Origin of the sequence: Amycolatopsis thermalba, from assembly GCF_023376025.1 — a bacterium.
GTDB classification, from domain to species: Bacteria; Actinomycetota; Actinomycetes; order Mycobacteriales; family Pseudonocardiaceae; genus Amycolatopsis_E; species Amycolatopsis_E thermalba.
In genome coordinates, this window is sequence record NZ_CP091196.1 from 4592808 (window position 1) to 4618681 (window position 25874).

Consider the following 25874-nt stretch of genomic DNA (forward strand, 5'->3'; position numbering starts at 1 on the left):
AGCGGGCCGTCAGCGGCCGGACAGCCGCTCGGTGACGGCGAGCAGCGCCGAGTGGTCGGCGTCGCCGAGGCCCTGGGCGCGGGCGGACTGGACGAAGGCGGCGACCTGGCCGGCGAAGGGCAGGGCCACCTCGGCCTGCCGGGCGGCGTCCAGCACGATGCCCATGTCCTTGTGGTGCAGGTCGATGCGGAAGCCGGGCGTGAAGTCGCGGGCCAGCATGGACTTGCGCTTCAGCTCCAGGATCCGGCTGCCGGCCAGGCCGCCGGCCAGCACCTCGAGCCCGGCCTCGGCGTCCACACCGGACGCTTCCATCAGCACGATCGCCTCGGCCACCAGCGCGTAGGTGCCACCGACGACCAGCTGGTTGGCCGCCTTGACGAACTGGCCCGCGCCGGACGGTCCCACGAGCGCGGCGACCTTGCCGACGGCGTCGAACACCGGCTTGGCGGCGTCGAAGTCCGCCTGCGCCCCGCCGACCATGATGGACAGCACGCCGTCGACGGCACCGGCCTCACCGCCGGACACCGGGGCGTCGAGCACGCGCACGCCCTGCTCGCCGAACCGCCGCGCGACTCGTTGCGACGTTTCCGGTTTGACGGTGCTGAAGTCGATGAACAGCGTCCCGGGCTCGATGTGCCCGGCGATCCCGCCGGGGCCGAACACGACGTCTTCGACGTGCGGGTCGGCGGGCAGCATCGTGATGACGATCTCGGCGTCCCGCACGGCCTCGGCGATCGACCGGGCCGCGGTGCCGCCGTTCGCGGCGAGCCTGGCGACCGCGTCGGTGTTGCGGTCGTAGCCGGCGACGGCGAAGCCGGCCTTGACGAGGTTGCGGGCCATGGGGGCACCCATGATGCCCAGGCCGACGAATCCCACACGGGTCATGATCAGGTTTTCCGTTCCGGTGTCGGGGATGGTTCAGGTCGCCGCACGACGGTCCCGGGGCAGCCAGGCCAGGCTGTCCTCGGTGGTGCCGGACGGCTGGTACTCCAGGCCGACGTGGCCGGTGTAGCCGCCGGCGGCGAGCTTGCCGAGCGCGGCGTCCAGGTCGATGGCGCCGGTCCCGGGCTGGTGGCGTCCGGGGTGGTCGGCGATCTGCACGTGGCCGATCCGGCCGGTGTGCTCGGCGATGACGGCGCCGAGGTCGTCGCCGTTCGCCGTCAGGTGGTAGAGGTCGGCCAGCAGCGCGAGGTTGCCGGCGCCGGATTCGCGCGTGACGCGGTCGATCACGGCGAGCGCGTCCGCGGCCCGCCGCAGCGGGTAGTGCGGCGCGCCGCTGACCGGTTCGACCAGCACGGTCGCGCCGATCCGCGCCGCCGCGTGCGCGGCCACGGCGAGGTTCTGCGCAGCGAGCGCGTCCTGTTCGGCCGGGTCGGCGCCGGCCACGCGGTTGCCGTAGAGGGCGTTGAGGGCGCGGCAGCCGAGCTGCTCGGCGATGCCGACGGCGATCGGCACGTTCTCGCGGAACTCCGCCGACCGCGCGGGCCAGGACACCAGGCCCCGGTCGCCGCCCGGCAGGTCGCCCGCCGCGAAGTTGAGGCCCACCAGCCGCACGCCCGCGTCCCGGACGGCCGCCACGAACCGGTCCACCTCGGCGTCACCGGGTGCCGCGGTGCCGAAGGGCCACCAGAACTCGACCGCGTCGAAGCCGGCGGCTTTGGCCGCGGCGGGGCGCTGCAGCAGGGGCAGCTCGGTGAACAGCATGGACAGGTTGACGTCGTAGGGCAGGGTGTGGTTCACGCGGCTTTCTCCTGGTAGGCACGCCAGTCGCCGAACTCGGTGATGTCGCGCAGCTGCGCGTGCGAGGTGTAGGGGCGGCGCAACAGCATCGCCAGCGACGAGCTGCCGTCGGCCAGCTCGATCACGCCGAGCTCCAGCTCGTGCGGTTCGGACGGCAGCACCCGGTCGCGCAGCACGTCCATCGGCACGTCGTAGACCTCGCCCGCGATGGCCGCCCCGCCGTGCGAGACCGGGAACAGCGCCGGGCACTGACCGCCGACGGAGTAGAAGCGGTACTTGGGCGCGGTGGTGGTCGCGGCGACCAGCGGGGCGCCGCCGAGCAGGTGGTGCAACGGCTCGCCACGCATGGCCCCGCCGTTGAGGAACATCAACGCCATGTCTGTCTCCTTCAGCCGAAGAGCTTCTCGACACCGGTGATTCCGAAGTAGACGGTGAACACCAGGGCCAGCCCGGTGAGCAGCCAGCCGGGCCAGCGGCCCTTGCCGATGCGGATGACGACGTAGGACACCAGCCCGGCGCCCACGCCGTTGGTGATCGAGTACGTGAACGGGATGACCGCGGCGGTGAGGAACACCGGGATGGTGAAATCCGTGTCGTGCCAGGGGACGCGCCGGATCTGCGACACCATCATCCCGCCGATCACGACCAGCGCCGGTGCCGCGGCCTGCGCCGGGACCACCCCGGCCAGCGGGGTGAACAGCAGGGTCGCCCCGAACAACAGCCCGGTCACCACGCTGGCCAGCCCGGTGCGGGCCCCCTCGCCGACACCGGCGGCGGACTCCAGGAACACCGTGTTCGGCGACGACCCGGTGACTCCGCCCGCGATCGCGCCCGCCCCGTCCACCAGCAGGATCCGGCCCATGCCGGGCACCTTGCCGTCGCGGGACAGCCCGGCCTCGTCGGAGACGCTGGTGATGGTGCCCATCGCGTCGAAGAACCCGGACAGCACGAGCGTGAACAGGAACACCGTCGCGGTGACCGGCCCGGCGGAGACGAACCCGCCGAACAGGTCGACGTCCCCGAACAGCCCGAAGTCCGGCGCGGCGAGCACCTGGCTGGGCAGTGTCGGCTCGGTGCGGCCCCAGCCGCCCACGCCGAACCCGTCGTGCAGCACGATCGCGAACACCGTGGTGACCGCGATGCCGATCAGCACCGCGCCCGGGACCTTGCGCGACACCAGGACCACCATCAGCAGCAGGCCCAGGCAGAACACCGCGATCGGCCAGCCGGCGAGGTGCCCGCTCAGGCCCAGCTGGACCGGGACGGACGAGCCCGCGACGTCCGGGACGCGCGTGACGAACCCGGCGCTGACGAACCCGACGAGCGCGATGTAGAGCCCGATGCCGACCGTGATGGCCGTCTTCAACGCCGGCGGGATGCCGTTCATGATGCGTTCCCGCACCCCGCTGACGGCCATCAGGACGATGCACACGCCCTCCAGCACGACCAGGCCGAACGCCTGCGCCCAGGTCATCGCCGGGGCCATCTGGAAGGCCACGATGCCGTTGATGCCCAGCCCGGCGGCCAGCGCCAGCGGGGCGTTGCCGACCAGTCCCATGAGGATGGTCGTCACCGCGGCGGCCAGCGCGGTCGCCGTGGTGACCTGGGCCGCGCTCAGCTTCGCGCCGGTGATGTCCGCCGACGCGCCGAGGATGAGCGGGTTGAGCAGCACGATGTAGGCCATCGCGACGAACGTGGTGATCCCGCCGCGGACCTCGCGGCCGACGGTGGTCCGCCTGCCGGTGAGGTCGAAGAAGCGGTCGAGCGCCGTCCTGCGGGGTACGGTGGGTGCTGGTGCGACGCGGTCGTCGCTGGGGGCCTGGGTCATGGCGTCCTCCCCTTGCCGGTGGGTGTGCTCGGCCGGGCCGCCGCGGCTGGGCGCCGCGGGGCCTGGTGAGCGGGACGATTGGGGTTTTTCTGGTGCTCCGGTCAGCACCGCCGAGGGGCCCGGTGAGGGGCGCTCGTCGCCGGTGACAAGCCGTACTCGGTTCCCGGTCCCGGGTTCCCGGGCCGGGGGGTCAGTACTCGATGCGGTCGGGCCGGTCCAGCCAGGCCGCGAACGGCACGAATCCGTCCACTTCGGACAGCCGGGAGACGGGGACGGTCCACGACTCCCGCGGCCGGTCGAACAGCTCGTAGAACGCGCGGTCGTCGAAGCCGGCGCGGGCGGCGTCGTGCCGGTCGGCGGCGTAGACCACCCGGTCCAGGCGGGCCCACAGGGCCGAGGCCAGGCACATCGGGCACGGTTCGCAGGACGACACCAGCACGCAGCCGGTGAGCTTGAAGTCGCCCAGCGCCTGGCAGGCCGCCCGGATCGCGACGACCTCGGCGTGCGCGGTCGGGTCCAGCGCCGGGGTGACCTGGTTGGTCCCGGTGGCGACGATCTCGCCGTCGCGGACGACCACGGCGCCGAACGGCCCGCCGCCGGCGGCGACGTTGTCGGTGGCCAGCTCGACGGCCCTGGCCAGCCATTCCTTCTCCACACTGACGATCGCGGTCACGCGTGCACTCCCTCCCCCGTGCCGGGCACGGGGTTTTCGTGGTGGTGGTGTTCCTCAGGTGCCGGTGAGGTGTTCCGGCCGGATCGGGACCCGGGGCAGTTCCAGTCCCGTGGCGTCGCGGATCGCGTTGGCGATCGCCGGGGTCGCGGAGATCGTGGGCGGTTCCCCGACCCCGCGCACGCCGTAGGGGGCGTGCGGGTCGGCCCGCTCGACGATCTCGATGCGCATCGGGGGCATGTCGAGGGTGGTCGGGATGAGGTAGTCGGTGAACGACGGGTTGCGCACCTTGCCGCCGGAGACCTGGATCTCCTCCATCACGGCGAGCCCGAGGCCCTGCGCCGAGCCGCCCTGGATCTGGCCGATCACCGCGTCCGGGTTGATCGCCTTGCCGACGTCCTGGGCGCAGTCCAGCTGCACGACCTTGACCAGGCCCAGCTCGGTGTCCACGTCCACGACGGCCCGGTGCGCGGAGAACGCCCACTGCACGTGCGCGTCGCCCTGGCCGGTCTCCGGGTCGAGCGGGACGGTGGGCCGGTGGTGGAACTCCCGGGTCTCCTCGACGGCGTCGGTGCCCAGGACGTCCACCAGGTCGGCGATCACCTCGCCCCGGCCGTCGACGATCTTGCCGCCGGACAGCGTCAGCCCCTCGGCGGGACGGCCGGACTTGCTCGCCGCGAGCGCGCACACGGACTCCGCCACGGCGCGGCAGGCGTTGCGGACCGCGCCGCCGGTGACGTAGGTCTGCCGGGACGCCGAGCTGGACCCGGCGTCGCCGACGGAGGTGTCGTTCGGGTGGATCGTCACCCGCTGCACGCCCAGCTCGGTCCTGGCGATCTGCTGCTGCACGGTGACCAGGCCCTGGCCGACCTCGGCGGCCGCGGTGTGCACCAGCGCCACCGGTTCCCCGCCGGCCACCTCCAGCCGCACGCGGGCGGTGGAGTAGTCGTCGAGACCCTCGGCGTAGGAGACGTTCTTGATGGTCACGCCGTAGCCGATGCCGCGGACCACCCCTTCGCCGTGGGTGGTGTTGGACGCGCCACCGGGCAGCTCCCGGATGTCCGCGGGACCGGTGCGCTCCGGCGGCAGCGGCATGTCGCGCACCCGGCGGACCAGCTCGGCCACCGCCACCGGGAAATCCGCGACCTGCCCGGTGACCCCGGTGTCGCCCTCTTTCATCGCGTTGCGGATGCGCAGCTCCGCCGGGTCCATGCCCAGCGCGGTGGCGAGCTTGTCCATTTGCGACTCGTAGGCGAAGGTCGGCTGCACCGCGCCGAGCCCGCGCATCGCCCCGCAGGTGGGGTTGTTGGTGCGCACGCCCCAGCCCTCGATGCGGGCGTTGGGCACCACGTACGGCCCGGCGCCCAGCGTGGTGCCGTTGCCGACGACCACCGGCGTCTTCGAGGCGTACGGTCCGCCGTCGAAGTACAGCCGCGCCCGCACGTAGACCAGCTTCCCGTCGCGGGTCGCGCCGTGCTCGTAGTACATCTTCGCCGGGTGCCGGTGCACGTGGCCGAAGAACGACTCCTCGCGGTGGTAGGACATCTTCACCGGGCGGCCGGTGCGCAGCGCGAGCATGCAGGCGTGGATCTGCATCGACAGGTCCTCGCGGCCGCCGAACGCGCCGCCGACGCCGGACAGGGTCAGGCGCACCTTCTCCAGCGGCAGGCCCAGCGCGTGCGCGGTCTGCCGCTGGTCGACGTGCAGCCACTGGGTCGCCAGGTACAGGTCGACCCCGCCGTCGCCGTCGGGCACCGCGAGCCCGGACTCCGGGCCGAGGAACGCCTGGTCCTGCATGCCGATCTCGTACACGCCGGACACCACCACGTCGGCGGTCGCGTCCGGGTCGCCCTTGACGATCCGCTGGTAGCGCACCAGGTTGCCGTCGGGGTGCAGCGCCGGCAAGTCCTCGTCGTGCGCGGCCCGCTCCGGATCGGTGATCGGCTCCAGGACTTCGTAGTCCACCTTGATCTTCTTCAGCGCCCGGCGCGCGATCTCCGGGTGGTCGGCCGCCACCAGCGCGACCGGTTCCCCCTGGCAGCGGACCCGGTCGGCGGCCAGCACCGGGGTGTCGGCGTACTTGAGGCCGTAGACGTTTTCGCCCGGCACGTCCTCGTGGGTCAGCACGGCGTGCACGCCGGGGTGGGCCAGCGCCGCGCTGTAGTCGAGCGAGCGGATGCGGGCGTGCGGGTGCGGGCTGCGCAGCGTCGCGCCCCACAGCATGTCCTCGTGCCACAGGTCGGACGAGTACGCGTACTGGCCGGTGACCTTCAGCCTGCCGTCCGGGCGCAGCGGGCTGTCCCCGACGCCGCCCGTGACGGCGTCGGTGAGGTCCTGCGGGAAGCGGGCCGGTGCCGGCTTGGTCACCGCGCGGCCTCCTTCGCGGCGGCCGTGCGCTCGGCGGCGAGGCGGACGGCGTCCAGGATCTTCTCGTAACCGGTGCAGCGGCACAGGTTCCCGGCCAGCGCCTCGCGGATCTCGGCGTCACCGGGCGAGCCGGTGCGCTCGATCAGGTCGTGCGCGGCGACGATCAGGCCCGGCGTGCAGAACCCGCACTGCACCGCGCCACGCTCCACAAAGGACCGCTGCACCTCGTCGAGCGCGTCGCCCTCGGCGAGCCCTTCGACGGTGCGCACCGCGCGGCCCTCCGCCTGCCCGGCGGCGACCAGGCAGGCACACGCCGGCACCCCGTCCAGGTACACCGTGCAGGACCCGCATTCGCCCTGTTCGCAGGCGTTCTTCGAGCCGGGCAGGCCCAGCCGCTCACGCAGCACGTACAGCAGGCTCTCCCCCTCCCAGACGTCGTCGGCCTGGCGGTGCTCGCCGTTGACGGTGACGTTCAGGCGCATGCGGTCCAGCTCCCTCGCGTGTAGTCGGTCCAGGCCCAGCCGAGCGTGCGGCGGGCCAGCACCGCCAGCGCGTGCCGGCGGTAGTTCGCGGTGCCCCGGACGTCGTCGATGGGGGCGGCCGCCGCGGCGACCAGCTCCCCGAAACGGCGCAGCACCGCGTCGGACAGTGGTTTCGGCTTCTCCCAGTCCAGTTCGCCGGCGAGGAACTCCTCCGCGTCCGGGGCCCGGCGCGGGGTCGGGGCGGCCGAGCCGAGCCCGGTGCCGGCCCGCCGCTGCTCCGGGTGCAGCGCGAGGCCGAACGCGCACACCGCGATCACCATCGCGTTGCGGGTGCCGACCTTGCTGAACTGCTGGGGACCGGTGGCCGGGGCCAGGTGCACGGCGGTGATCAGCTCGTCGGGCTCCAGGACGTTGCGCTTGACCCCGGTGTAGAAGTCGGCCGCCGCCACGGTCCGGGTGCCGCGCACCGAGGCGATCTCCACCTCTGCGCCCGCGGCGAGCAGCGCCGGGTGCGCGTCGCCGGCCGGGAGGCCGAGCCCAGGTTGCCGCCGACGCCGCCGCGGTTGCGGATCTGCGGTGAGCCCACCGTGCGCGACGCCATCGCGAGCCCCGGCAGCACGTGACCGAGCTCGGTGATGATGCGGGTGTACGGGACGCTCGCCCCCAGCCGGATCCGGCCGTCGGCGGTGCCGTGCTCGGCCAGCTCCGGAACGCGGCCGAGGTCGAGCAGCGCGTCCGGGCGCCGGTGGTCGAAGTTGATCTCGACCATGACGTCGGTGCCGCCGGCGATCGGTACCGCCCCGGGATGTTCGGCCTTCGCGGCCAGCGCCTCGGCGAGCGAGGACGGTCGCAGGAAGTCCATCGCGGTGCTCCTTCAGCTCCAGGCCAGTCCGGGTTCGGGGGCGTCGTCGCGCAGGACGGTCCCCTCGATCAGCCCGTAGGGGCGGTCGGCGGCGTAGTAGACCTCGTCCGGGTTGTCCAGGCCGAAGGCGGACAGGTCGCTGAGGAAGTGGTGCTTGTTCGGCAGCGACAGCCGCACCTCGACGATCTCCGGCACGTGCTCCAGGACCCGCGCGCCCATCGCGTAGAGGGTCTGCTGCAGGGAGTAGCTGTAGGTGTCGGCGAAGGCGGTCAGCAGAGCGGCCCGCGCGGTCGTGTAGGCGCCCGCCCAGTCGACGTCCTCGGTGCGGCCGAACCGCCAGCTCGCGGCCACCGCGGTGGCGAGGATGCGGTCCTTGGTCTCGGCCAGCGTGGTGTAGCGGTCGCGGGGGAAACCCCAGAACTCCGAGTCGGTGGAGTTGAGCACGGTCAGGTCGCGGATGCCGCCGGTGACCCAGGACCGCTCACCGTCGTGGTGCACCACCGCCAGCCGGGTGCCCTCGGCGGACCGGGCGAACGAGTGCGCGGCCGGGACACCGCCGACGTCGAGGCGCGCCCACGGGAACCGCTCGATCGCCACCCGGGCGCGGTGGATGCTCGGCTGCGTGGCGACGAAGTGCCGCGCCAGCCGCAGGCCGAAGTCCTCGATCTCGCCGATCCCGTCCCTGGCGAAGGCGAACACCGTGTTCTTCTGCGTGTCGGTGGCCAGCACCTTGTCGTTGGCCCCGGTGAGGTGGGTGTCGGCCAGGTCGCCGGAGAGGGTGGTGCTGACGTTGAGGTCGGTGACGGCGTGCCGCTCACCGTCGCGGTCGAGCCGCACGACCCGGACCTCCGCCTTGCCGTACTGGTTGTCGCCGAGAACGATGCCCATGGTTGTCCTGACACTCCTTTGTGGTCTAACTGCCGCGGTAGGTGGAGAAGGCGAAGGGGCTCAGCAGGAGCGGGACGTGGTAGTGCTCGTCCGGGTCGCCGACCCGGAAGGTCACCACCGCCTCCGGGTAGAAGGCGTCCGGGCCGAGGTAGCCGCCGGTGTCGAACACCAGCCGGTGCGTGCCGGGACCGGTGCGCCAGCCGCGGATGCGGCCGTCGTCGTCGGTGCGGGCCTCGGCCAGCAGGTCCCAGCCCTGACCGTCGTGCCGCTCCAGCCGCACCACGACACCCGCCGCGGGCCGGCCCCGCGCGGCGTCGAGGACGTGCGTGGACAGGCTCATCGCGTCTCCCCTGCCAGCCACCGGCGCACGCGGAGCCGCACGATCTCGCGCAGCTCCTCGCGCACCACGGCCCGTTCGGTCTCCTCGTCGTGGCCCAGCCGCTCGCGCAGCCGGCCGAGGATCGTCGCGGCGGGCAGCCCGGCGGCGCAGATCAGGAACACCCGGCCGAAGCGGCGCTCGTACTCCGCGTTCGCCTCGGCGAGTTCCCGCCGGACCGCCTCGTCGCCGGTGGCCGCGGCCTCCTGCTCCTGGCGCGACCACGCCGCCTCCCGGCCGGTGCCGCCGGCCCGGTCGCCGATGCGGGGGTGCGCGGCCAGCGCCTCGGTGATCCCCGCCCAGTCCAGATCGGCCAGGGCCGCGTCGGCCGCCGCGCACACCGCGTCCACGTCGGCGTAGGGGCGGCCGGCCGCGACCTGCGCGGCCCAGTCCCGCGCGGCGCAGCAGGCCCGCAGCTCACGCTCGGCCTCCTCGGCCGGCAGTGCGTGGAATTGCTGGAGCACCGGCCACCTCCTCGTCTGCTCCGGCTGAACTGTGAAGCAGTACACACTCCGGGGTCCGGCAGCGGCCAGCGGCGGAATCGCCGAAAGGTGACGGTCCCCACGGGCCGGTTTTTGTGCTTTCCTCCAAGTGACGACGCGCCGCCGCGGGGACACAGTGGCGGTCCGACGATCGGGAGGCCACATCGTGCGGCTGCACGCCCTGCTGGACATCGCCGACCTCGGGCTGACCCTGTTGGCCGGCGAGGACCAGGTGGATCGCGAGTTCACGCGGGTGCTCACCGCGACGCTGCGCGACCCCCGCCGCTACCTCTACGGCGGTGAGCTGGTGCTGTCCAGCATGCAGTGGCTGCAGGGCCAGGCCGACGCCGACGCGTTCATCGGCGGCCTGGCCGAGGCGGGTGTGGTGGCGCTGGGCGCCGGTACCGCCGAGGTGGGCGGGCCGGTGCCGGACTACGTGGTCAACGCGTGCCGCACGCACCGGCTGCCGTTGTTCGAGGTGCCGGTCACCGTCTCGTTCGCCACGATCTCCGAGCGGGCGATCCTGGGCCTGGCGGCCGAACGGGCGGGCAGCGGGGCGAGCGGGCAGGCGCTGGACCGGCACCGGCGGCTGGTCAACGCCGTGGCCGGGGGCGGCGGGCTGACGGCGCTGGTCGAGGCGGGGGCGGCGGAGCTGGGCGCCGGCTGCTGGGTGCTGACCTCGACCGGCCGGGTGGTGGCCGGCACCGGGGAGCTGGCGGATCCGACCGCGCTGGCCCGCCGGTTCCTGCTGGCGGACCGGCTGCCCCGGGTGGTGTCCCGCCCGGGCGGGCCGGTGTCGCTGCTGCCCGCGGCGAGCAAGGCCGGTCACCGGGTGGCGAGCTGGTTCCTCGTGGTGGCCGGGGACCACCGGTCGTGGGAGCGGGACCGGCACGAGATCGCGACGGAGTTCGCGACGCTGGTCGGCGTCGAACGGTCCCGGTTGGACGACGCCAAGCGCATCGAGAACCGGGCGGCCGAGCCGTTGCTGCGGCTGGCACTGTCCGAGCACGGCACCCAGGCGGAGATCGACTCCCGGCTGGCGGCCGCGGAGTTCCGGCCCGCCGAGCCGATCGCCGCGCTGTCGGTGCGGGTGCGCGGCGGCGGGCCGGGGCTGGCGTCGGTGATCGCCGAGGAGCTGGTGGCGCCGGTGCAGTCCGCCACGCTGGTCGGGGTGGTGGACGGCGAGGTGTTCGGGCTGCTGGCGGGCTGCGCACCGGGCGAGGACGACACGCTGGCCGCCGCGGTGCGCGACGCGGTGGGCGTCATCGAACCGGCGCTGGGCTCCGCCGGGCTGGCCGTGGGGATCAGCCACGCGCCCGACTCGGGAGGCCTGCGCGCGGCGGTGCAGGAGGCCCGGCAGGCCCGCCGGCTCGCGGAGCTGTCGGAGGCGCGGGCGAAGGTCGTGGCCGGTGACGAGGTGGCCTCACACCTGCTGTTGCTGGCCGCCGTCCCGGGCGAGCTGCGCCGCTCGTTCCGCGCCCGGGTCCTCGGCCCGCTCCTCGCCTACGACGAGGAGCACCGGTCGGAGCTGGTCCACACCCTGCGGGTGTTCCTGGACAACTCCGGCTCGTGGGCCCAGACCGCGGCGGAGCTGCACGTGCACGTCAACACGCTGCGGTACCGGATCGGCAAGATCGGCGAACTGACCCGCCGCGACCTGACCCGGTTCGCCGACCGCGTGGACCTCTACCTGGCGCTCGACCAGCCCTGACCGCGGCCTGAGGTGGATCACGAGCCGGCGCTGCAGCGGCGGCCGGACGGCCAGCGACTCGGCGGACGGATCACCGGCCGGCCCGGATGCATTCACCACGCGTGCTGATCGTGATCGGAAGTGCTCGTGCCCGGCCCGGGCGACGGGGGGAAACCGGTGACCTCGACGCGCACCTGACGCTCCCCCACACCCAGGCGTTCCTGGCCCGGATCGGCGACCTGATCGACGGCGAACCGGCCGTGGCCGTCCACGAAGTCCCCAGCTCCTGACCCGCGGCGTCCAACGAACCCGCCCGCACATCTCGACGAGGAGATCACCATGAGCGCCACCCCGACCAGGCGCGGCCGGGCCCCGTCATCGGCGCCGGCCCGGCCGGCATGGCCGCCGCCCTGCGACGAGGGCGTCACCGCCCAGCGCGGGCTGTGCATCGTCTCGCACGGGCGCACCGTGCAGGGCAGCTGGACGTCCATCCCCGACAAGGGCCGCGACGGGTTCCAGTGGTGGGTCCTCGGCGCGCACGACGCCCGCACCGGGTTCACCGGCGACCCGCGCGCCGCACACCGCTCCGGCAGTGGTCGAAGCGCCGGGCCACCCTCGTCGGGGACGCCGCACACGCCACGAGCCCCTACGCCGCCTACGGCGCGGGCATGGCCACCGAGGACGGCTACTTCCTCGGCCGCCGCCTGGCCGGGGCCGACCTGTCCGACTACGCCGCGGTGCGTGCCGCGCTCGACGCTTTCGAAGCACCGCGCAAACCGCACACCGCCCGGCAGGTGCAGCAGGCCTGCGTGCTCGGCCGGCTCTTCCACCACGCACCGGCCCACTCCGACCACTCCGCGACGCGATCCTCGACCGCACGTCGGCGAATCCTCCTCCGGGGAGATCATCGCCCAGCTCGCGGCGATCGACGAAGCGGAGGAGGCGTTCCGCGCGGCCCGGTGACCGCACCGCTGTCCACACGGGACAACTGGGCGCCAGAACGGGCGTCGCCGGGTGAACTGGGGCAGACTGGCACCCGACCGGGACAACCAGGGCCAGGGAGCTGACGACGGATGAAACGAGCGGTCATCGCCGTGGCAGGCGTCCTGCTTCTCGGTGTCGGGGTGCTGCTGCTGGTGCTTCCCGGCCCCGGGCTGCTGCTGGTGCTCGCGGGGCTGGTCGTGCTGGCCTCGGAGTTCCCCGCGCTGGAACGCTACGTCGACCCGGTGCGCTCGCGAGCGATGAAGGCCGCCGAGGACAGCGTGTCCTCACCGCTGCGGATCGCGGGCTCCGTGACCGCCGGACTGCTGCTCATCACTGCGGGGCTGGTCTGGGGTTTCGTGCGATCGCTGCCGCTGAGCGGGTGGAGCACCGGATCGAGCCTGATCCTGTCCGGCCTCGTCCTGCTCGGCCTGCTGGCCTGGAGCCACCGCCGGGTACGTGCGCGCCGCACCACCTCGCGGACCTCTCCCTAGCCCCCTCCACCAGGTCGATGGACGCCAGACCCAGCCCGGGCACGCCTATAGCCTGGTGGCGTACGGAGACCGCTCTGACCTGCAGCAAGCAACAATTCCAGCTCGTCGCGCGATCACCTCCGAAAGTGGAAGGGGATCGGGTGGGAGTCGACGGGCCGGCGTGGAGCGCCGTTGGTTTGGGCGCCGGTGCCGGGAAGTACCCGTTGGCTGTCGAGCAGCCAGTGATGGCGCAGGCAGCGCAGTTGGTGCCCGGGGTGACGACCGTGACACCGCATGCGCGGTACTTCGCGATCCACGGCATGGTGATGGCCGAGGCTCAGGCGAGAGGGCTCGACAAGGACGCGACCACGGATCTGCTTCGACGGACGGAAGTCGCGGCGGCGGCGGTCTCCTTCGTCCACCACGGTGGACACGACTCGCCGACAGGCCGGGCGCACGGCACCGATTCACTGGCGCAGCGCCTCCGCGGCGGGACGCTCGTCATGGAAGAGGCGTCCGCTGTCGGCGGCTACGCCAGGAACTCCTGGGGATTCTCCGGCGCATACCTCGGTTCCGAGGTGACGCTCGGCGTGCTTGATCAAACAAGAGGTCCCGGAGAAACGTACGACGACGTCGCGGTCCGCGGCGGTATCGGCAGGTTGCTGGACCTGGCCCGCGAAGACGAACTCACCTTGTCGGATCTAGCTCAAGACACCGGCCTCTGCATCTGCGCCGGGCCGGGACGGCCCGACGGTCGATGGCTGGCGCGGCTGTTGTGTGGCAAGGATGAGCGCATCGCCGAGGACGAGGCCACCTTGTCCCGGCGGGAAACGATCCGGCTGCTGGCGCGGATCGTCGACACCCACGACATCCGGAACCTCACCGAGCAGGTGACGGACATCCTCGCCTTCGGTGTCTTCCTCAGCACCGACACCGTTGCGGCAGCCAGCCCGGTCGCACACCGGTGGCGTGGTGTCACCCTCCGCAATCACGCTGTCTCGGCGTGGCGGCGGCTCTGGGCGTGGCTGGTCGACCAGGTGGTCGACGTGACCCACATCGATGACGTGGTGGCCGCGCTCCTTGCCGAGTTGCCGGCAGGCACCGTGGGCGCCTGGTTGTCCGAGCTTCCCTCTACCACCGGACCCGATGGTGCGCCCGCACCCGCTGAGGTCAGCCTGTATGACGGCTACGGCGCCCCCGCGGCGGACTTGCGTGTGCTGTGCGCCAACGCGGCCCGAGTCTCGGAGCTCACCGGTGAAATCCGAAAGGTGTTCGCAGGCAGCCCCGACCACGAACTGACGCCCGCCTGGCTGGCCGCGAACCTGGACGCGCAGCGATCGCACTCCCTGCACGCGTTCGCGGACCGTCTGGTCAGACAGCTGCTCGCCCGGAGCGAGCGGGTTGCGCTCATGAAGACCCGCCGGAAGGCAGACGGGACTCTGTGGTTTCCCGGCCGCGTCCGTTCGCTCGACGGTGGTTGGCTCTACAAGACCGGTGCAGAGGGGCGTGGACGGGTGAGCCTGCGGCTGGCTCAGCTGGGCAACGTGCTCGTGGGGTCCGGCGTCTTCGCCGACGTCGGCGGCAGGATCACGGTCACCGCCCTGGGACGTGATCTCCTTGTCTGACGAGCACACGATCGCCGGCAACGTTCGCGAGGGCGCGGCTTCGCCGCTGACCTGGATCCTGCAGGCCGAACGCGGCCGCTGGCGCCTCAACCACGCGATCTTCCTCAGCTACACACTCGACCTGGGCTTCTTCGAGTCCCAGGTGCTCGGTCTGGTCCGCGGTCTGGGCTCACGCGTCACGGTCGTCGGGGACGCCGGCGCGGCCAGACCGGACCCCCGTGCCGTGCGGCAGGCCGGCCGCGCCTACCTGGCGGGCTTGGCGGTCACCTCCGGCGCCTTCCACCCCAAGGTCATCGTGCTGGCCGGCGACCGGGAGTGCCTGGTCGCGGTCGGGTCCGGCAACACGACACTCGCCGGGTGGCAGGACAACGCCGAGCTGTGGACAGTCCTCCGAGGCGGCACGGAAGGCGTCCCCGCCGCTGTCCACAGCGTTTCCGCGTGGATGCGCGCTCTTCCCGGCCACGTCCGTTTCTCGCGCGGCGTGATCGAAGCTCTGCGCAGCGCCGCCGATCAACTGGAGACCTTCCCGGTCACGGCGAACAGCCCTTCCGTGCTCGACAATCTCCACGAGCCTCTGCTGGGACAACTTCCCGAAGGCCCGGTCGATCACCTGCGGGTGTCAGCTCCTTTCCACGACCGGGGTGCCGCCGCGCTCCACGCCCTCGTGGAACGCATGCGCCCCAGGCACTTCACTGTCGCGTACCAGCCCGGCCGCACCGTGGTCGACGCGCCCGCGTTGGAAGAGCTGATCATCGACACCGGTGGCACGCTGGTCGCGGACCTGGAGCCGCGATACCGCCACGGCAAGCTGATCGAATGGACAGTGGAGGACCAGACGTTCGCCTTGACCGGCAGTGCGAACCTCTCGTCAGCGGCCCTGCGACGCGTGACCGGTGCGGGCGGAAACTGCGAGCTGGCCGTGCTGAGCACGGTGGAGGCGACGTTGATGCCGCACTTCTCGCCTGTGCCGGCGAGAGCGGTGCAGCCCGCCCGAATCTCGTTGCCCGCACCGGCGCCAGGGCCGCGTCTGCTCGGCGCGACCCTCGTCGACGGTGCACTCCACGTCCAGCTGGTTTCGGCCCTGAACCGCACCGGCAGGCTGGAGTTGTCCGATATCAGCCGCCCGCCGGACGACTGGACGGCCATCGCCGAAGTCGGACCTGGCACGCTGGAGGTCATGGTCGAGCGCGACTGCACGCCCGGCAGCCACGTGCGGCTCGTCGACGCCGAAGCCGTCGCCGGCCCGTTCGTTCCGGTCCTCGACCTGGCCCGCGCCACGCGGACGGTAACAACCAGCCCAGTCAGGCAACCGCCGACCCTGACCGACCTGATCGCCAACAGCACCTTGGCCGAGCGGTTCCTGGAGGACCTCGCAGCGTTGCGTCGCGCGATGCGCGAACTTCGCGCGTCCACGGCCTCGCTGCACACCCAGGCCGCCTGGCAGAAGGAGGTCGCTATCGCCGACGACCGGCTCGGTGTGACGCTGGTCGACCTCGCACTGGCCCGCAAGCGAGACGACCGCGTCGACACCGGGATCTGGTCGGAGGACTTGGACGCCGACGAGACCGAAGCCGGCCTGGAGGAGGAGACCGCCGAGTCCGTCGACGCCGTCCAGAACGATCCCGATGGCCCACCACAGGGACTCGCCGAGAAGCAGCGGCGCACACTGCGCCGGTGGGCACTGAAGCTGGCCGCGACTCAGGACGTGATCGCCACGGTCGACCGGTTGCTGCCCGTCCGCATGATGTTCACCCTGATCGCCATGGAGGTGTGGGACGACGACTCCTGGTTCCCGCTCGTGGCCGACCTGCTCGTGGACTTTCAGCAAGCCGAAGACCCGCCCCCGGAGGCGGAGGCCCAGATGGCCAGCATCGCCGCGGTGGGTCTGGCCTTGTTGCGCTGGTGCGTTCCGAGCTACGACCACGGCAGCGAAAACGCGTTGCGGTATGCGGCAGTGGCCCGCGCCGTCGAGCACCTGTTGCCTGCGATGGACGCCGACATCGTCGCCGAGTACAGTTCCGAACTCGAGAAGCACTTCGGAACCGCTTTGAGCCCCGGCGCGGTGTACGCGGTCGCCGAGAAGGTCGTCCAAGCCGACCCTGTCAACGACGCGTTGTCCGCTCTGGAGGAGCAGGGCCGGGTCGCCCACGCGGACCACCCAGCGGTGATCCACGTCCTGGGGGACTGGCCGAGCCCGGTGTTCGTCGCGCTGGCGGCCGTCGCCGCAGCGCAGACAACCCGGGTGGCAGCTTGGGCGCACGGCACCGCGAAGGGCTGGGTCCTCCTGGTGTGGCGAAACCCCGATCTGTTCCGTATCCAACCGAACGGCGACCTGGTTGTCTGGAACCACTACCGCTGCAACCAGCGAATCACCCCGCGAGCCATCCTGGAAGCGCGCGACTTCACCTTGGCGGAGCGAGTCAGGCGCGCGGCAGGCGTCCATCCGATACCCGAGGCGGTAGACATCTTGCGAGACATGGGCGTAGACCTCACTAAAGGGCTTCGTTGCGCCCGGACCGCCGACGATCGCTGAGCTGGCGCACCGCGGAACGACGGGACAGCGCGCTCGACAGAAGACCGGGGCCCGGCAGGGCTGGGGACCTCCCGCCCGGCCGAATTCGCTGCACCTCCCCGGGTCGCCCGTCTACGCGGCGGCTGCGAGCCGGATCAGGTTCGCACCTCCGCGACCGCCGAATGGCAGCGGCGGTGCGAGACCGTGCGGCGACCAGCTGGCCGGCCATCCGGCCGCACGGCGGCTGGTCATTGCTCGTCGACAGTGGACAGCAGTTTCTGCACGCTCCCACCGAAAGCCCGCGACTCGGCCGCGACACGCCCCCCTGCACCATCGCCGTCGGCGTCGTCTCCAGCCCGGCACACGGCAACCACCTCGGCGAGCTCGTGGAAATGGCCGTCCGTGCGAAGAAGGCAGCGAAGGCCGGCGGCCGCAACCACGTGGTGCAGCCGAAGCGCCGGCAGTGCCACCCCTCATCCGAACAAACGCCGGCTCAGGGAAAGAACCTCGAAAATCTTCTAGACCGCCGCGGAGTCGAGGAGCCCTGCGAGGTGGTCCGCGATCACGCGGGTCATCCCGGCCGATGTCAGGCCGCCGTAGGACTCCTCGATGCGCCGCCACGTCGAGATGCCCTCGTTGACTTCGATGACGACCGGACCGTCCGGTCCCTCCACCAGGTCGATCGACGCCAGATCGAGGCCGAGCGCGGCGACAGCACGCACGCTGATGTCCCGGATCCGCGCGGTGAGTTCGACCTGCTCCCAGCGGATGGGGTACAGATGGTGGCGTACCCGTTTGTCGGGTGCGGTGCTGTGTTGATACACGCACGCGACAACGGTCCGGCCGACGACGGTGACCCGTACGTCGCGGCCCGGATTCGGGACGAAGGGCTGTGCACACAAGACTTTCCGCTCCTGGAGCAGATGCCATACGACGATCTCCTCGCGCAGGCCGAGGAGATCGGCCTCCGTGCCGCTCGGACCGTGAGCGCGCAGATGCGTCATGTCGATGGAGGCGTGGCCGATCACCGGTTTGAGCACCACCTCGCCCCACTCCGCGAGGCACTCCTCGACAGCGCCCAGTGTTCCGACGACCCGGGTCTCGGGTACGGGCAAGCCCGCAGCCTCCAGCGTCGCGGCCTGCCGCACCTTGTTGCGGCAGCGGCGCATGTCCGCCACCCGGTTGACCACGCGGCTGCCGCCATCCGTCAGGTGGTCGAGCCAGTCGTAGAGGAGGGCCAGATCACCACCGGTGTGGCGGGTAGCCACGCGGGACTGCACCAGCACCAAGGCAGGCGCGGACGGCAGGCGCACACTGCCTGCCCCGGGCTCCAGTGCCCGCCAGTCGACGGGCGCCGCCTCGATGCCCAGGCCGGCAAGCTGCTGTGTCAGCCGGGCCATCTCCCAGGAGGGCGTTCCGGATCGGTCCAGCAGCCAGACCGGCGCCGTCGGCGTCATGCGCGGGCCTCCTCCACGACCACCGGCAGCAGCATCTCCCGCCTGCCGATGTTGACCACGGGGTCCAATGAAGCCCGGCACTGGAACGCAGCGAAGTCCCCGTCGAAGAGGTAGGTGTCGATGCCGTGCGCCATCCGGCAGCGGCGCCCGCCCGAGTACGGGCGCAAATCGCTTGCCGCCAAAGGGAGATAGCGCTGGACAACGTAGGTGTCCGGCGCCGCCAGCGCGGTGTCGAGGGCCGCCTCCCACACGGGTTGGTCGGTGAACGGTCCGACCACGACGCCCTCGCCACGGGTCTTGTCGGCCGGTTTCATGATCAGCCGGGCACGGTCCTTGCGGAGGTAGGCGGCCAGGTCGTGTCGTGTTCCGTCCGGAACGGTCGTCGCGCCGGACGAGACGCGGCGGGTCCACGGTATGTGCCGGTCGATCACATCCTGCTCCGCTGGGCCGAACAGCGTCCTGAACCGCTCGTCCGTGAGCAGGGCGAGAACCGACTTGTCGTTGAGGACGCATTGGGCCAGCAACCCGTTGACGAAGGTGACGTCACCAGCCGCCGCTGCGTCGAGGTAGGCGACGGCCTCCGGCGTACGGATGAGGTCGACCTGGTCGAGCTTGTTGTAAGCGAGGTCGATGCGTCGCCCGTTCAGGAGGACAGTGCCCTCGCGGGAGCGCACGAAGGAGCGGGCGTCGGCGATCTCGGTCTCCACCCCGGCGGCGGTCAGCCCCTCGCTGATCCAGTCGACCTCGTTGGCGTACTTGCCGCGCAACTGGACCACAGCCGCCGACTCAGGGAACCGGCCGGTCTTCCGTTCGTGCAGTGCGACCAGACGGCGAACGAACAGCCCAGTGTCCTGCGCCTGGGGCGGATCGGTGAACGGCGTCAGATCCAGGCCCAGTTCTTCGCTCACCGCCTGCGCCCAGCGGCGGTGGACGATGCCGTTCTGGATCACGCCTCCCGGGCAGGCCGTGTTGGTCTCCATAATGCGGAACCGGCCGTCGACCAGCGCCCCGTCGAAGCGGCACACGAAGACGTCCGGACGGGTTCCGGTGTCGGCGGCCAGCCAGTGCTCCGCGTGCGCGTATCGGGGGAAGAACTCGCGCACGTCGGCGTGTTCGCGGTACAGCGCCGCGACTCGTTCGAGGAGTGCGTGCAGTTCCCGCGCCGCGTCAGTAACCGCTGCCGCTTCCTCCGCGGACAGCACCAAGGGGCGGGGACTGGCCGGATAGGGTCGTCCCTCGAAGTGGACGCCGGCGTTCCACAGTTCGGTACCCAGGCGGTCGGCCAGCGCCGTGAAGTCCTCTGCCGGCAGATCGTCGATGATCCCGAGAATCTCCTTGCCTGCCACGTGCACACCTCCGGAGGCGGGTTCAGGGCGTTTCCTGGCGTACGAACTCCGCCCAGTGGTGGGTCGGTTCGAAAGACGGGCGCCGCGTCCTGGAAAGGGCCCCTGGATTCCGGGCAACCGCGTCCAGGGCTTCGAATGCGTCGTCGCGTTTGACGTCGGGTTTCCGGGCGGCCACGAAGCGACCCAGTCCTCGAGCTGGTCTCGGGGAATGCCCGCCTGCCGAGCCTGCTCGGCCAGGCTGGTCCAGTGACGGTCCGCGTAGAACAGGGATTTGGCCAGCCGGACCAGGGTGCCGGCGGAATCGGGTCCCAGCACGCCCTCGGCTCGGACCAGCCCGGCGGCGTGGCGGATCGTCACCATCGGCACGGACAGGGTCTGGTAGCCGGAACCGGCGTCACCATGGGCGACGGCAACCTCGTCGTCGTCGGTGAGAGTGCCGTCACGGTACGGCGGAAGACGCGCCCGATACCGACCATCCCGAAGTCCGCCAGTTCCGCGGCGCGCAGGGCGCCCATGCTGGAGCAGCCGAACACCGCCAGCCCTTGGTGGAGGGCGTAGAGGATCTCCTTGTGCTGAACGCTGGGCACCTGGTGGAAGTACCCGTCGATCAGGAGAAGCGTGCGGTACCCCGCCTCCACGGCGCGGTAGACGTCACCGGCCGAAGCTGGGGGAGTGCGGTCAGGCCGGCGACGCGTTCGGCTTCCCCGGCGCCGAGAGTGGGTCCGACGAAAACGCAACCGTGCAAGTCAGCCTCCTTCCGCGGTCCCGCCGGAGACCGGGGCCGGGCTCGGGTAGTGGCGAATGCGGGCGATGCCGGCGACCAGCAGGCTGGGGAGCGACAACGTGGCGACCGCGGCGCAGAGGACCAGGGCCAGGGTCAGGCCCGTGCGGTCGCCGTACGCGTCCGCGAGAAGCTGGGCCAGCGCGCCGCCCGCCAAGGCGCCGAGAGGAATCGTGCTCAGGTTGATCGTCCGAGCGGTCGCATGCACCCGGCCCAGCAGACGGGCTTCCGTGACCTGCTGGCGCAGCGTGGTGACGACGGCGTTCCAGATCGGCAGCCACAGCGACGACACCACCATCACGGTCACCACGATGCCAACCGGCGGCAACACCAGCGCCAACGGCACGGCCAGCCACGCCAGCCCCTCGCACCCGGTCAGCAACAAGGTGCGGCCGACCCCCAGACGCCCGGCCAGCCAGCCGCTCAGCATCGCTCCAGCCACCGCGGCGACAGCCCCGGCGGTGAAGAGGGCTCCGGCGACCCCCGGGGACAGCGCGAGTGCCCGGTACAGGAAGAGCACCAGCACCGTCCGCACCGCGCTCATCCCCAGGTTGCGCAGTCCCGCTGCCACGGTGAGCGGGCGCAGGAGGGGGTGTCCCCACAGGAAGCGCAAGCCCTCGGCGATCGAACGCCACACACCGGTCCTCGCGCCGTGCGAACCCGGGGTGGGTTCGGGTGCGCGGACGAGAACGACCCCGGCCACCGATGCGAGAAAGGACAGCGCGTTCACCGCCAGGGCGCCGGCGGCGGCCAATGCCTGCAGCAACGCCCCACCGGGCACGGGCCCGATCAGCCGGGAGACGCTGCTCGACATCTCCAGGCGCGCGTTCCCCCGCGCCAGCGGCTCCCCGGACCGGAGCGTGGGCAGATACGACTGGTAGGCCACGTCGAAGAGGACCGAGAAGACCCCCGCCACCGCTGCCACGACATACAGCTGGGCGAGGGACAGAACGCCGGAGGCCGCGGCTACCGGAAGCGTCGCGAAAGCCGCGCACCGCACCAGATCGGCCGTGATCATGGCGGGACGGCGGCGGACGCGGTCCATGAGCACCCCGACGAACAGCCCCAGCACCGGATAGGCCGCGGAGGCGATCGCATTGAGCGCGCCGACCTCGACGCTGCCCGCGTGCAGCACCACCACGGCGACAGTCGGCAGCACGAAGGCAGACACCTGATCGCCGATCAGTGACACGGTCTGACCCGTCCAAAGCCATCGGAAATCCCGCCCGGCTGTGCTCACGCCACTGGCCTCACCGGGGCCAGCGCGGAGCCGTAGGGGCCGTACGCGCCGGGTACGACCACCTTCACCACCCACGGGCCCGGATCGGCGCCGCCCACGTCGAGGACGACGATCCGCTCGAATCCAGCACGCCGGAGTGCCTCCGCGGCCACCGCGACATCGGAGCCAGCGCTTCCACGCGGGTACGACCGCAAGGTCGCGAAGTCGATCCGCTCGCCTCCCCTGTGCAGGTCAGTCCACACTCGCCGGACCAGGCCGATGTCGTGGGCCCTGGCCATCTCCTCCCTGGTGACGTCGTCCCGGCTGCCGGAGATGTAGGTCAGCCTCTTCTGCGCGGCCTCCTGCAGCGCGGGGGCCAAGGCCGCGGCCGGTTCCATGCGGCAGCAGAAACCGTCGTGGACCCCCGTCCCGAACCACTCGGCCTCGTCGGGGTCCGGCAGGACGACGCAGCCCACTGCGGGGAGCCCGGCGGCACTGGTGATGTTCCAGGCGGCGACGTACACCCCGCGTGCGGCGAAGCGGTCCAGCAGCCACCGGCATCCGGGGTCTCGCACCGTGTCCAACGCGATGCGCCGCTCGTCGTCACTGGTCCCCCACCGCCATTCCGCATCGCGCTCGATCACCTCGCACAGCGCGTGCAGCATCGCCTCCGGCCGGGTGTTGCCCGACGCCAGACCATTCGAGTTGCGGGCGAGCCAGGGCGCGGTCAGGCTGTCGAGCCGGAAGTCCAGCGACACGACCTCCGTCAACTCCTCGAACGACGCCACTTGGCCCGCCGCGTCGATGTTCTCCGCATGCCGGACCTCCAGGCTCTCCATCAGCGCTGCTGTTCGCGCGGAGGCGGTGTCCATGCCCTTGCCGACGCTCACGGCCAGCGAACGGGCAAGGGGCCGCACAGCGAGGCACACCGGGATGCCCAGCACATCCAAACCGGTCACATCGGCGAGACGAGTCACGCCTGCCGACGGCATCAGACGCCGGAACCGCGCGAACGTCTCGTCCGCCCGGCAGGCACGACCCACTCTGCCCGTCAGGCGCGCCTCACGGTTAGCGCGGCGGATGCGGCACCGACGCTGTGCACCGAATCTTTCACCGATCTCGACATGACCTCCTCGCCTCATTCGAGGTATCACGCAAGGGACATCAACGTACAACCAGGTTGGGGACTCAAGTCGGGTGAACCGCGAGTCTTGCTGCAGACGGGTCACTGATCGCTGGTCTCGATGCCGTTCGGCAGGACCGGATACCGGGCGGCCTCGACCCAATCAGTGCCGAACCGCACAATTCGACAATTCAGACAAAGCAAGCGTTGATACCGATCGGAACTGGCAGCCACAATTCACCGACGAGGCGCGCGAGGTAACGTCACACTCCGATTTCACCGGTTCGCCACCATGCATCCGGTCGTAAGGTCAAGACCGAATGGAAATCAAGATAGGCTAAGGAATCGTCGTCCGGCAAGTATTGAGCCTGCCAAACACGTTGTCGGTCATACCGCAAAATCGCACCGAACCAGCCATGACACTTCGCTTCTCACGACCTCGCCAACCGCGTGATCGCATTAAGCATCAAATCGACCAGATTGGCGTTCGACAATCCCTTCGGAACTACCATTCACGCACCCGCGAAGTAGCAGACGTTCATTTGAACAGGGCGCCCCGTTGACCGCCCAGTGCGTCTCACGTCAAGATGCCAAGTCTTGCACGAGTTCGTTGGTCCGATTTCCGGTTGCTTCGCCGACAACTGCAGCGCTGGGCGAAGTCCTGGCAACGTCCGTCGGGCTCATTCGACTCGCAAAGCGGGCGGCCACCGGGGCGGCCCCGCGGCCAGGAGTGCGACCCGTTCCCGCACTAGCGAAATATGCGCCCCCCCCCCCGCGAATTTTGACCTTCCGGTGCGGAGAGACCTTTGCCGGGGATGCTTGCGGTAGCGCAGGATCGGGGCGTCGACCAGGACTCCCTCCGCGGCGGCGGAGGCTGCCATGAGAAGCCCGGTGTCCTCCATACCCAGCAGCGCCGTCCAGCCGCCCAGCTCCACCACGAGGGGCCGTCGCCACATGGCTCCCGCTGGGTGGACCGGAAGCCGGTAGTGTTCCGGATCACTCAACCATTCGTCCGATAATGCTCCGCGCCGCTGAATGCCGGGGGGCAACGGTAGTGGATGCTCGCGCAGGGTGCCGTCGGGGAGCAGGTCGCGGGCGTGGCCGACCGCGTATCCCGCTTCCGGGTGCCGTCGCATCGCCGCCACCAGCAGCTCCAGCGCGTTCGGTTCCAGCTGGTCGTCGGCGTCCAGGTTCTGCAGGAGAGGCGCCTCGGCGCGGGCCAGGGCGATGTTGCGGGTGACGGCCGGCCCCGCCATGGCCCGGTTGCTCTCGACCTGGACGCGTTCGTCGGTCAGCGCTCCGGTGACAGCCAGGGCTGTGCGGACAGCGGTGTCGTTCACCCCGTCGATCTGCACCAGCCATCGCCATCGCGGATAGGTCTGCGCGCGCAGGGACGCGTAGGCCGCAGGCACGAACGGTGCGTAGGCGGCGTGCACCGCTGTCACCACATCAACCCACACAGTGTGTATCTACCATCGCGAGGCGGCCCCGGTGTGGTAAGTAGTGGATCAATCACAGTCGGTCGAGGGGAAGCATGGACAAGAAGGCCCTGCTGGACAGTCTGCGTCAAGCAACCACGACGGGCTCGCGCGAGCTGGATCGCATCTGCGAGGCTGCCGCCGCCGAGCTGATGGCGGCCGGGGCGGAGCCTCCGTTCGAGGTCGGATCCGCCGACTTCGCCGCCGACCCCTTCCTCATCTGCGCCGATCGCTACTGGCGGTTGCGGTTCCTGGAACTGCCCACGGTCGAAACCGCCGCCCGGTGCGCGCACTGGCTGACCCGCTCGGCCGACGTCGAGCAACGCACCGAGATCGCCCAGAAGTGGGCCCTCGGCTACGCGTTCATCACCAGGGACACCGTCGAATCCGCGCGAGAACTCACCGAAGCCAGCGGCTGGATCCTGGAGGAACACCACGGCTCGTCCGCCATCGCGTATTTCGCGACCGTCTACCACGCCGGCAAACTCCGGGCGAACTTCGCGTTCGACGACCTGCGCCTGTTCCTCGATTCCGCACTCCTGGCCCTGGCCTGCGACGAGCACCGCAATGACCCGCTCTTCGTCGCCCTGGAAGCCTTCGCCGCCTTCGGCAGCCGCACCATCACCGCAGAACACGCGATCACGCTGCTGGACAAGGCGTGGGCATCCCCGCAACGGACGCTGCACGTCGTCGACCTCTGCCTCAACGCACTCGCCGCGGCCGCCCCCTTCGAGGGTCAAGCCGATCTCCTCCGCACCCGGGCCGAAGAAGCCGTGGCCGCATTTCCGGACAATCACATCTTCTACTTCCGGCTGGCGGCAGGACAGCGCATGTCCCGGGACTGCGACACCGCGCTCGACACCATCGACACCGCGCTGCGGCTCCTGCCCGCGACCGGCAACCGCGGCAGCCACAAACTGCTCCAAGAGCAATACCTCCGCGAACGCGACATGATCCAGGAAGGCCGGCAACTGGCCCAATGGTCGGCCGAGGAACGCCAGCGCTGGGCCGCCCAAGAAGCCAGCAACGCCGATCTCCGCCGCACACTGCAGAACTCCACCGTCCGCGCGATCGAACTCGTCACCGTCTTCACCGCCGCCATCGCCTTCGCCGTCGGCTCCCTGCAAGTCACACTCGCCGGCACACTGGCAGTCAAAGACCGGATCTGGATGATCATCACGTTCGGCGCGGGCCTTCTCGCGTTCGCACTGCTCATCATCGGCGGAACGTGGTGGATCACCCGCAGGCGCCGCAACCCGTGACGCGTCCCCTCCGGACTCCGGGCCTGTCGGCCCCGCAGTAATCTCTCGGACCGGGCATCGCTGCCCAGCTCGTCCAGCCAGTCCACGGCGGGGCAGCGGATGTCGGGCGACCGGCCGCGGGACGTGTGGCCGGCCTCGGCGCCGCCAGAAGGACGCGGGCGCTGTCCGGCGACCCGATCCACGCCCCAGCTCACCGGGGTCGACGGACTCCGACGTCGGCCGCCATCGTATC

Annotated in this window: 21 protein-coding genes and 2 pseudogenes; 7 read left to right on the forward strand and 16 right to left on the reverse strand. The window is 71.2% G+C overall.

Annotated elements, in window-relative coordinates:
* Window positions 1–9: 9 nt before the first annotated feature.
* From L1857_RS22215 to uraD, 11 genes and pseudogenes are all read right to left on the reverse strand, one after another.
* A complete protein-coding gene (locus L1857_RS22215; protein ID WP_249466175.1) occupies window positions 10–885 on the reverse strand; it encodes a 2-hydroxy-3-oxopropionate reductase in 876 nt (291 codons plus the stop codon).
* 33 nt (window positions 886–918) lie between these two features.
* Entirely contained in the window at window positions 919–1740 is an 822-nt protein-coding gene (locus tag L1857_RS22220) for a hydroxypyruvate isomerase family protein (protein WP_116110572.1), read from the reverse strand.
* Complete coding sequence (locus tag L1857_RS22225) at window positions 1737–2117, reverse strand: allophanate hydrolase-related protein (protein WP_116110573.1); 381 nt, start codon at window positions 2115–2117, stop codon at window positions 1737–1739. Before L1857_RS22225 ends, L1857_RS22220 begins: the two co-directional genes overlap by 4 nt.
* Before the next feature lie 11 nt (window positions 2118–2128).
* Window positions 2129–3568 carry an NCS2 family permease gene (locus tag L1857_RS22230; protein WP_116110574.1) on the reverse strand — a complete coding sequence of 480 codons (1440 nt, stop codon included), beginning with the start codon at window positions 3566–3568 and terminating at the stop codon, window positions 2129–2131.
* 190 nt (window positions 3569–3758) lie between these two features.
* The gene (locus L1857_RS22235) at window positions 3759–4241 is read right to left on the reverse strand and encodes a nucleoside deaminase (RefSeq protein WP_094002576.1); all 483 of its coding nucleotides are present in this window, start codon (window positions 4239–4241) and stop codon (window positions 3759–3761) included.
* 54 nt (window positions 4242–4295) lie between these two features.
* Window positions 4296–6605, reverse strand: coding sequence for a xanthine dehydrogenase subunit D (pucD, locus tag L1857_RS22240; protein WP_116110576.1), 2310 nt, complete (start codon window positions 6603–6605; stop codon window positions 4296–4298).
* Window positions 6602–7087 carry a (2Fe-2S)-binding protein gene (locus L1857_RS22245; protein WP_249466181.1) on the reverse strand — a complete coding sequence of 162 codons (486 nt, stop codon included), beginning with the start codon at window positions 7085–7087 and terminating at the stop codon, window positions 6602–6604. The genes pucD and L1857_RS22245 overlap by 4 nt, the downstream gene beginning before the upstream one ends.
* A pseudogene (locus tag L1857_RS22250) lies at window positions 7078–7949 on the reverse strand (FAD binding domain-containing protein). The gene L1857_RS22245 and the pseudogene L1857_RS22250 overlap by 10 nt, the downstream one beginning before the upstream one ends.
* 12 nt (window positions 7950–7961) lie before the next feature.
* On the reverse strand, window positions 7962–8837 hold the full coding sequence (pucL, locus tag L1857_RS22255; RefSeq protein ID WP_116110579.1) for a factor-independent urate hydroxylase: 876 nt from the start codon (window positions 8835–8837) through the stop codon (window positions 7962–7964).
* 25 nt (window positions 8838–8862) lie between these two features.
* Entirely contained in the window at window positions 8863–9177 is a 315-nt protein-coding gene (gene uraH, locus L1857_RS22260) for a hydroxyisourate hydrolase (protein WP_116110580.1), read from the reverse strand.
* Window positions 9174–9887, reverse strand: a complete 714-nt coding sequence (gene uraD / locus L1857_RS22265; protein WP_346009478.1) for a 2-oxo-4-hydroxy-4-carboxy-5-ureidoimidazoline decarboxylase — start codon at window positions 9885–9887, stop codon at window positions 9174–9176. The genes uraH and uraD overlap by 4 nt, the downstream gene beginning before the upstream one ends.
* On the opposite strand from uraD, the gene L1857_RS22270 reads away from it, so the two are divergent.
* From L1857_RS22270 to L1857_RS22290, 6 genes are all read left to right on the forward strand, one after another.
* Window positions 9862–11406 (forward strand): PucR family transcriptional regulator, encoded by a 1545-nt coding sequence (locus L1857_RS22270; RefSeq protein WP_249466186.1) that lies wholly within the window; start codon window positions 9862–9864, stop codon window positions 11404–11406. The two genes, uraD and L1857_RS22270, sit on opposite strands and share 26 nt — an antisense overlap.
* Window positions 11407–11507: 101 nt before the next feature.
* Entirely contained in the window at window positions 11508–11675 is a 168-nt protein-coding gene (locus L1857_RS22275; RefSeq protein WP_162831039.1) for a hypothetical protein, read from the forward strand.
* Window positions 11676–11783: 108 nt separating this feature from the next.
* On the forward strand, window positions 11784–12452 hold the full coding sequence (locus L1857_RS35760; RefSeq protein ID WP_429727775.1) for an FAD-dependent monooxygenase: 669 nt from the start codon (window positions 11784–11786) through the stop codon (window positions 12450–12452).
* Window positions 12453–12458: 6 nt separating this feature from the next.
* A complete protein-coding gene (locus L1857_RS22280) occupies window positions 12459–12860 on the forward strand; it encodes a PGPGW domain-containing protein (protein ID WP_094002567.1) in 402 nt (133 codons plus the stop codon).
* 224 nt (window positions 12861–13084) lie between these two features.
* Window positions 13085–14464, forward strand: a complete 1380-nt coding sequence (locus tag L1857_RS22285) for a hypothetical protein (protein WP_162831040.1) — start codon at window positions 13085–13087, stop codon at window positions 14462–14464.
* Window positions 14457–16997 (forward strand): phospholipase D-like domain-containing protein, encoded by a 2541-nt coding sequence (locus tag L1857_RS22290; RefSeq protein WP_162831041.1) that lies wholly within the window; start codon window positions 14457–14459, stop codon window positions 16995–16997. The genes L1857_RS22285 and L1857_RS22290 overlap by 8 nt, the downstream gene beginning before the upstream one ends.
* Window positions 16998–17494: 497 nt before the next feature.
* Here the strand turns inward: L1857_RS22290 and L1857_RS22295 are convergent, their stop codons facing one another.
* From L1857_RS22295 to L1857_RS22315, 5 genes and pseudogenes are all read right to left on the reverse strand, one after another.
* Window positions 17495–18433 carry an ATP-grasp domain-containing protein gene (locus tag L1857_RS22295; protein ID WP_162831042.1) on the reverse strand — a complete coding sequence of 313 codons (939 nt, stop codon included), beginning with the start codon at window positions 18431–18433 and terminating at the stop codon, window positions 17495–17497.
* Window positions 18430–20417 (reverse strand): annotated as a pseudogene (locus tag L1857_RS22300) (TfuA-like protein). The gene L1857_RS22295 and the pseudogene L1857_RS22300 overlap by 4 nt, the downstream one beginning before the upstream one ends.
* A gap of 108 nt (window positions 20418–20525) precedes the next feature.
* Window positions 20526–21875 carry an MFS transporter gene (locus tag L1857_RS22305; protein ID WP_346009479.1) on the reverse strand — a complete coding sequence of 450 codons (1350 nt, stop codon included), beginning with the start codon at window positions 21873–21875 and terminating at the stop codon, window positions 20526–20528.
* Window positions 21797–22756, reverse strand: coding sequence for a YcaO-like family protein (locus L1857_RS22310; RefSeq protein ID WP_249466189.1), 960 nt, complete (start codon window positions 22754–22756; stop codon window positions 21797–21799). The genes L1857_RS22305 and L1857_RS22310 overlap by 79 nt, the downstream gene beginning before the upstream one ends.
* Before the next feature lie 826 nt (window positions 22757–23582).
* Window positions 23583–24338, reverse strand: coding sequence for a glycosyltransferase family 2 protein (locus L1857_RS22315; RefSeq protein ID WP_249466196.1), 756 nt, complete (start codon window positions 24336–24338; stop codon window positions 23583–23585).
* A 98-nt stretch (window positions 24339–24436) separates the two neighbouring features.
* On the opposite strand from L1857_RS22315, the gene L1857_RS22320 reads away from it, so the two are divergent.
* Window positions 24437–25642 carry a hypothetical protein gene (locus tag L1857_RS22320; protein WP_094002560.1) on the forward strand — a complete coding sequence of 402 codons (1206 nt, stop codon included), beginning with the start codon at window positions 24437–24439 and terminating at the stop codon, window positions 25640–25642.
* Window positions 25643–25874 lie beyond the last annotated feature (232 nt).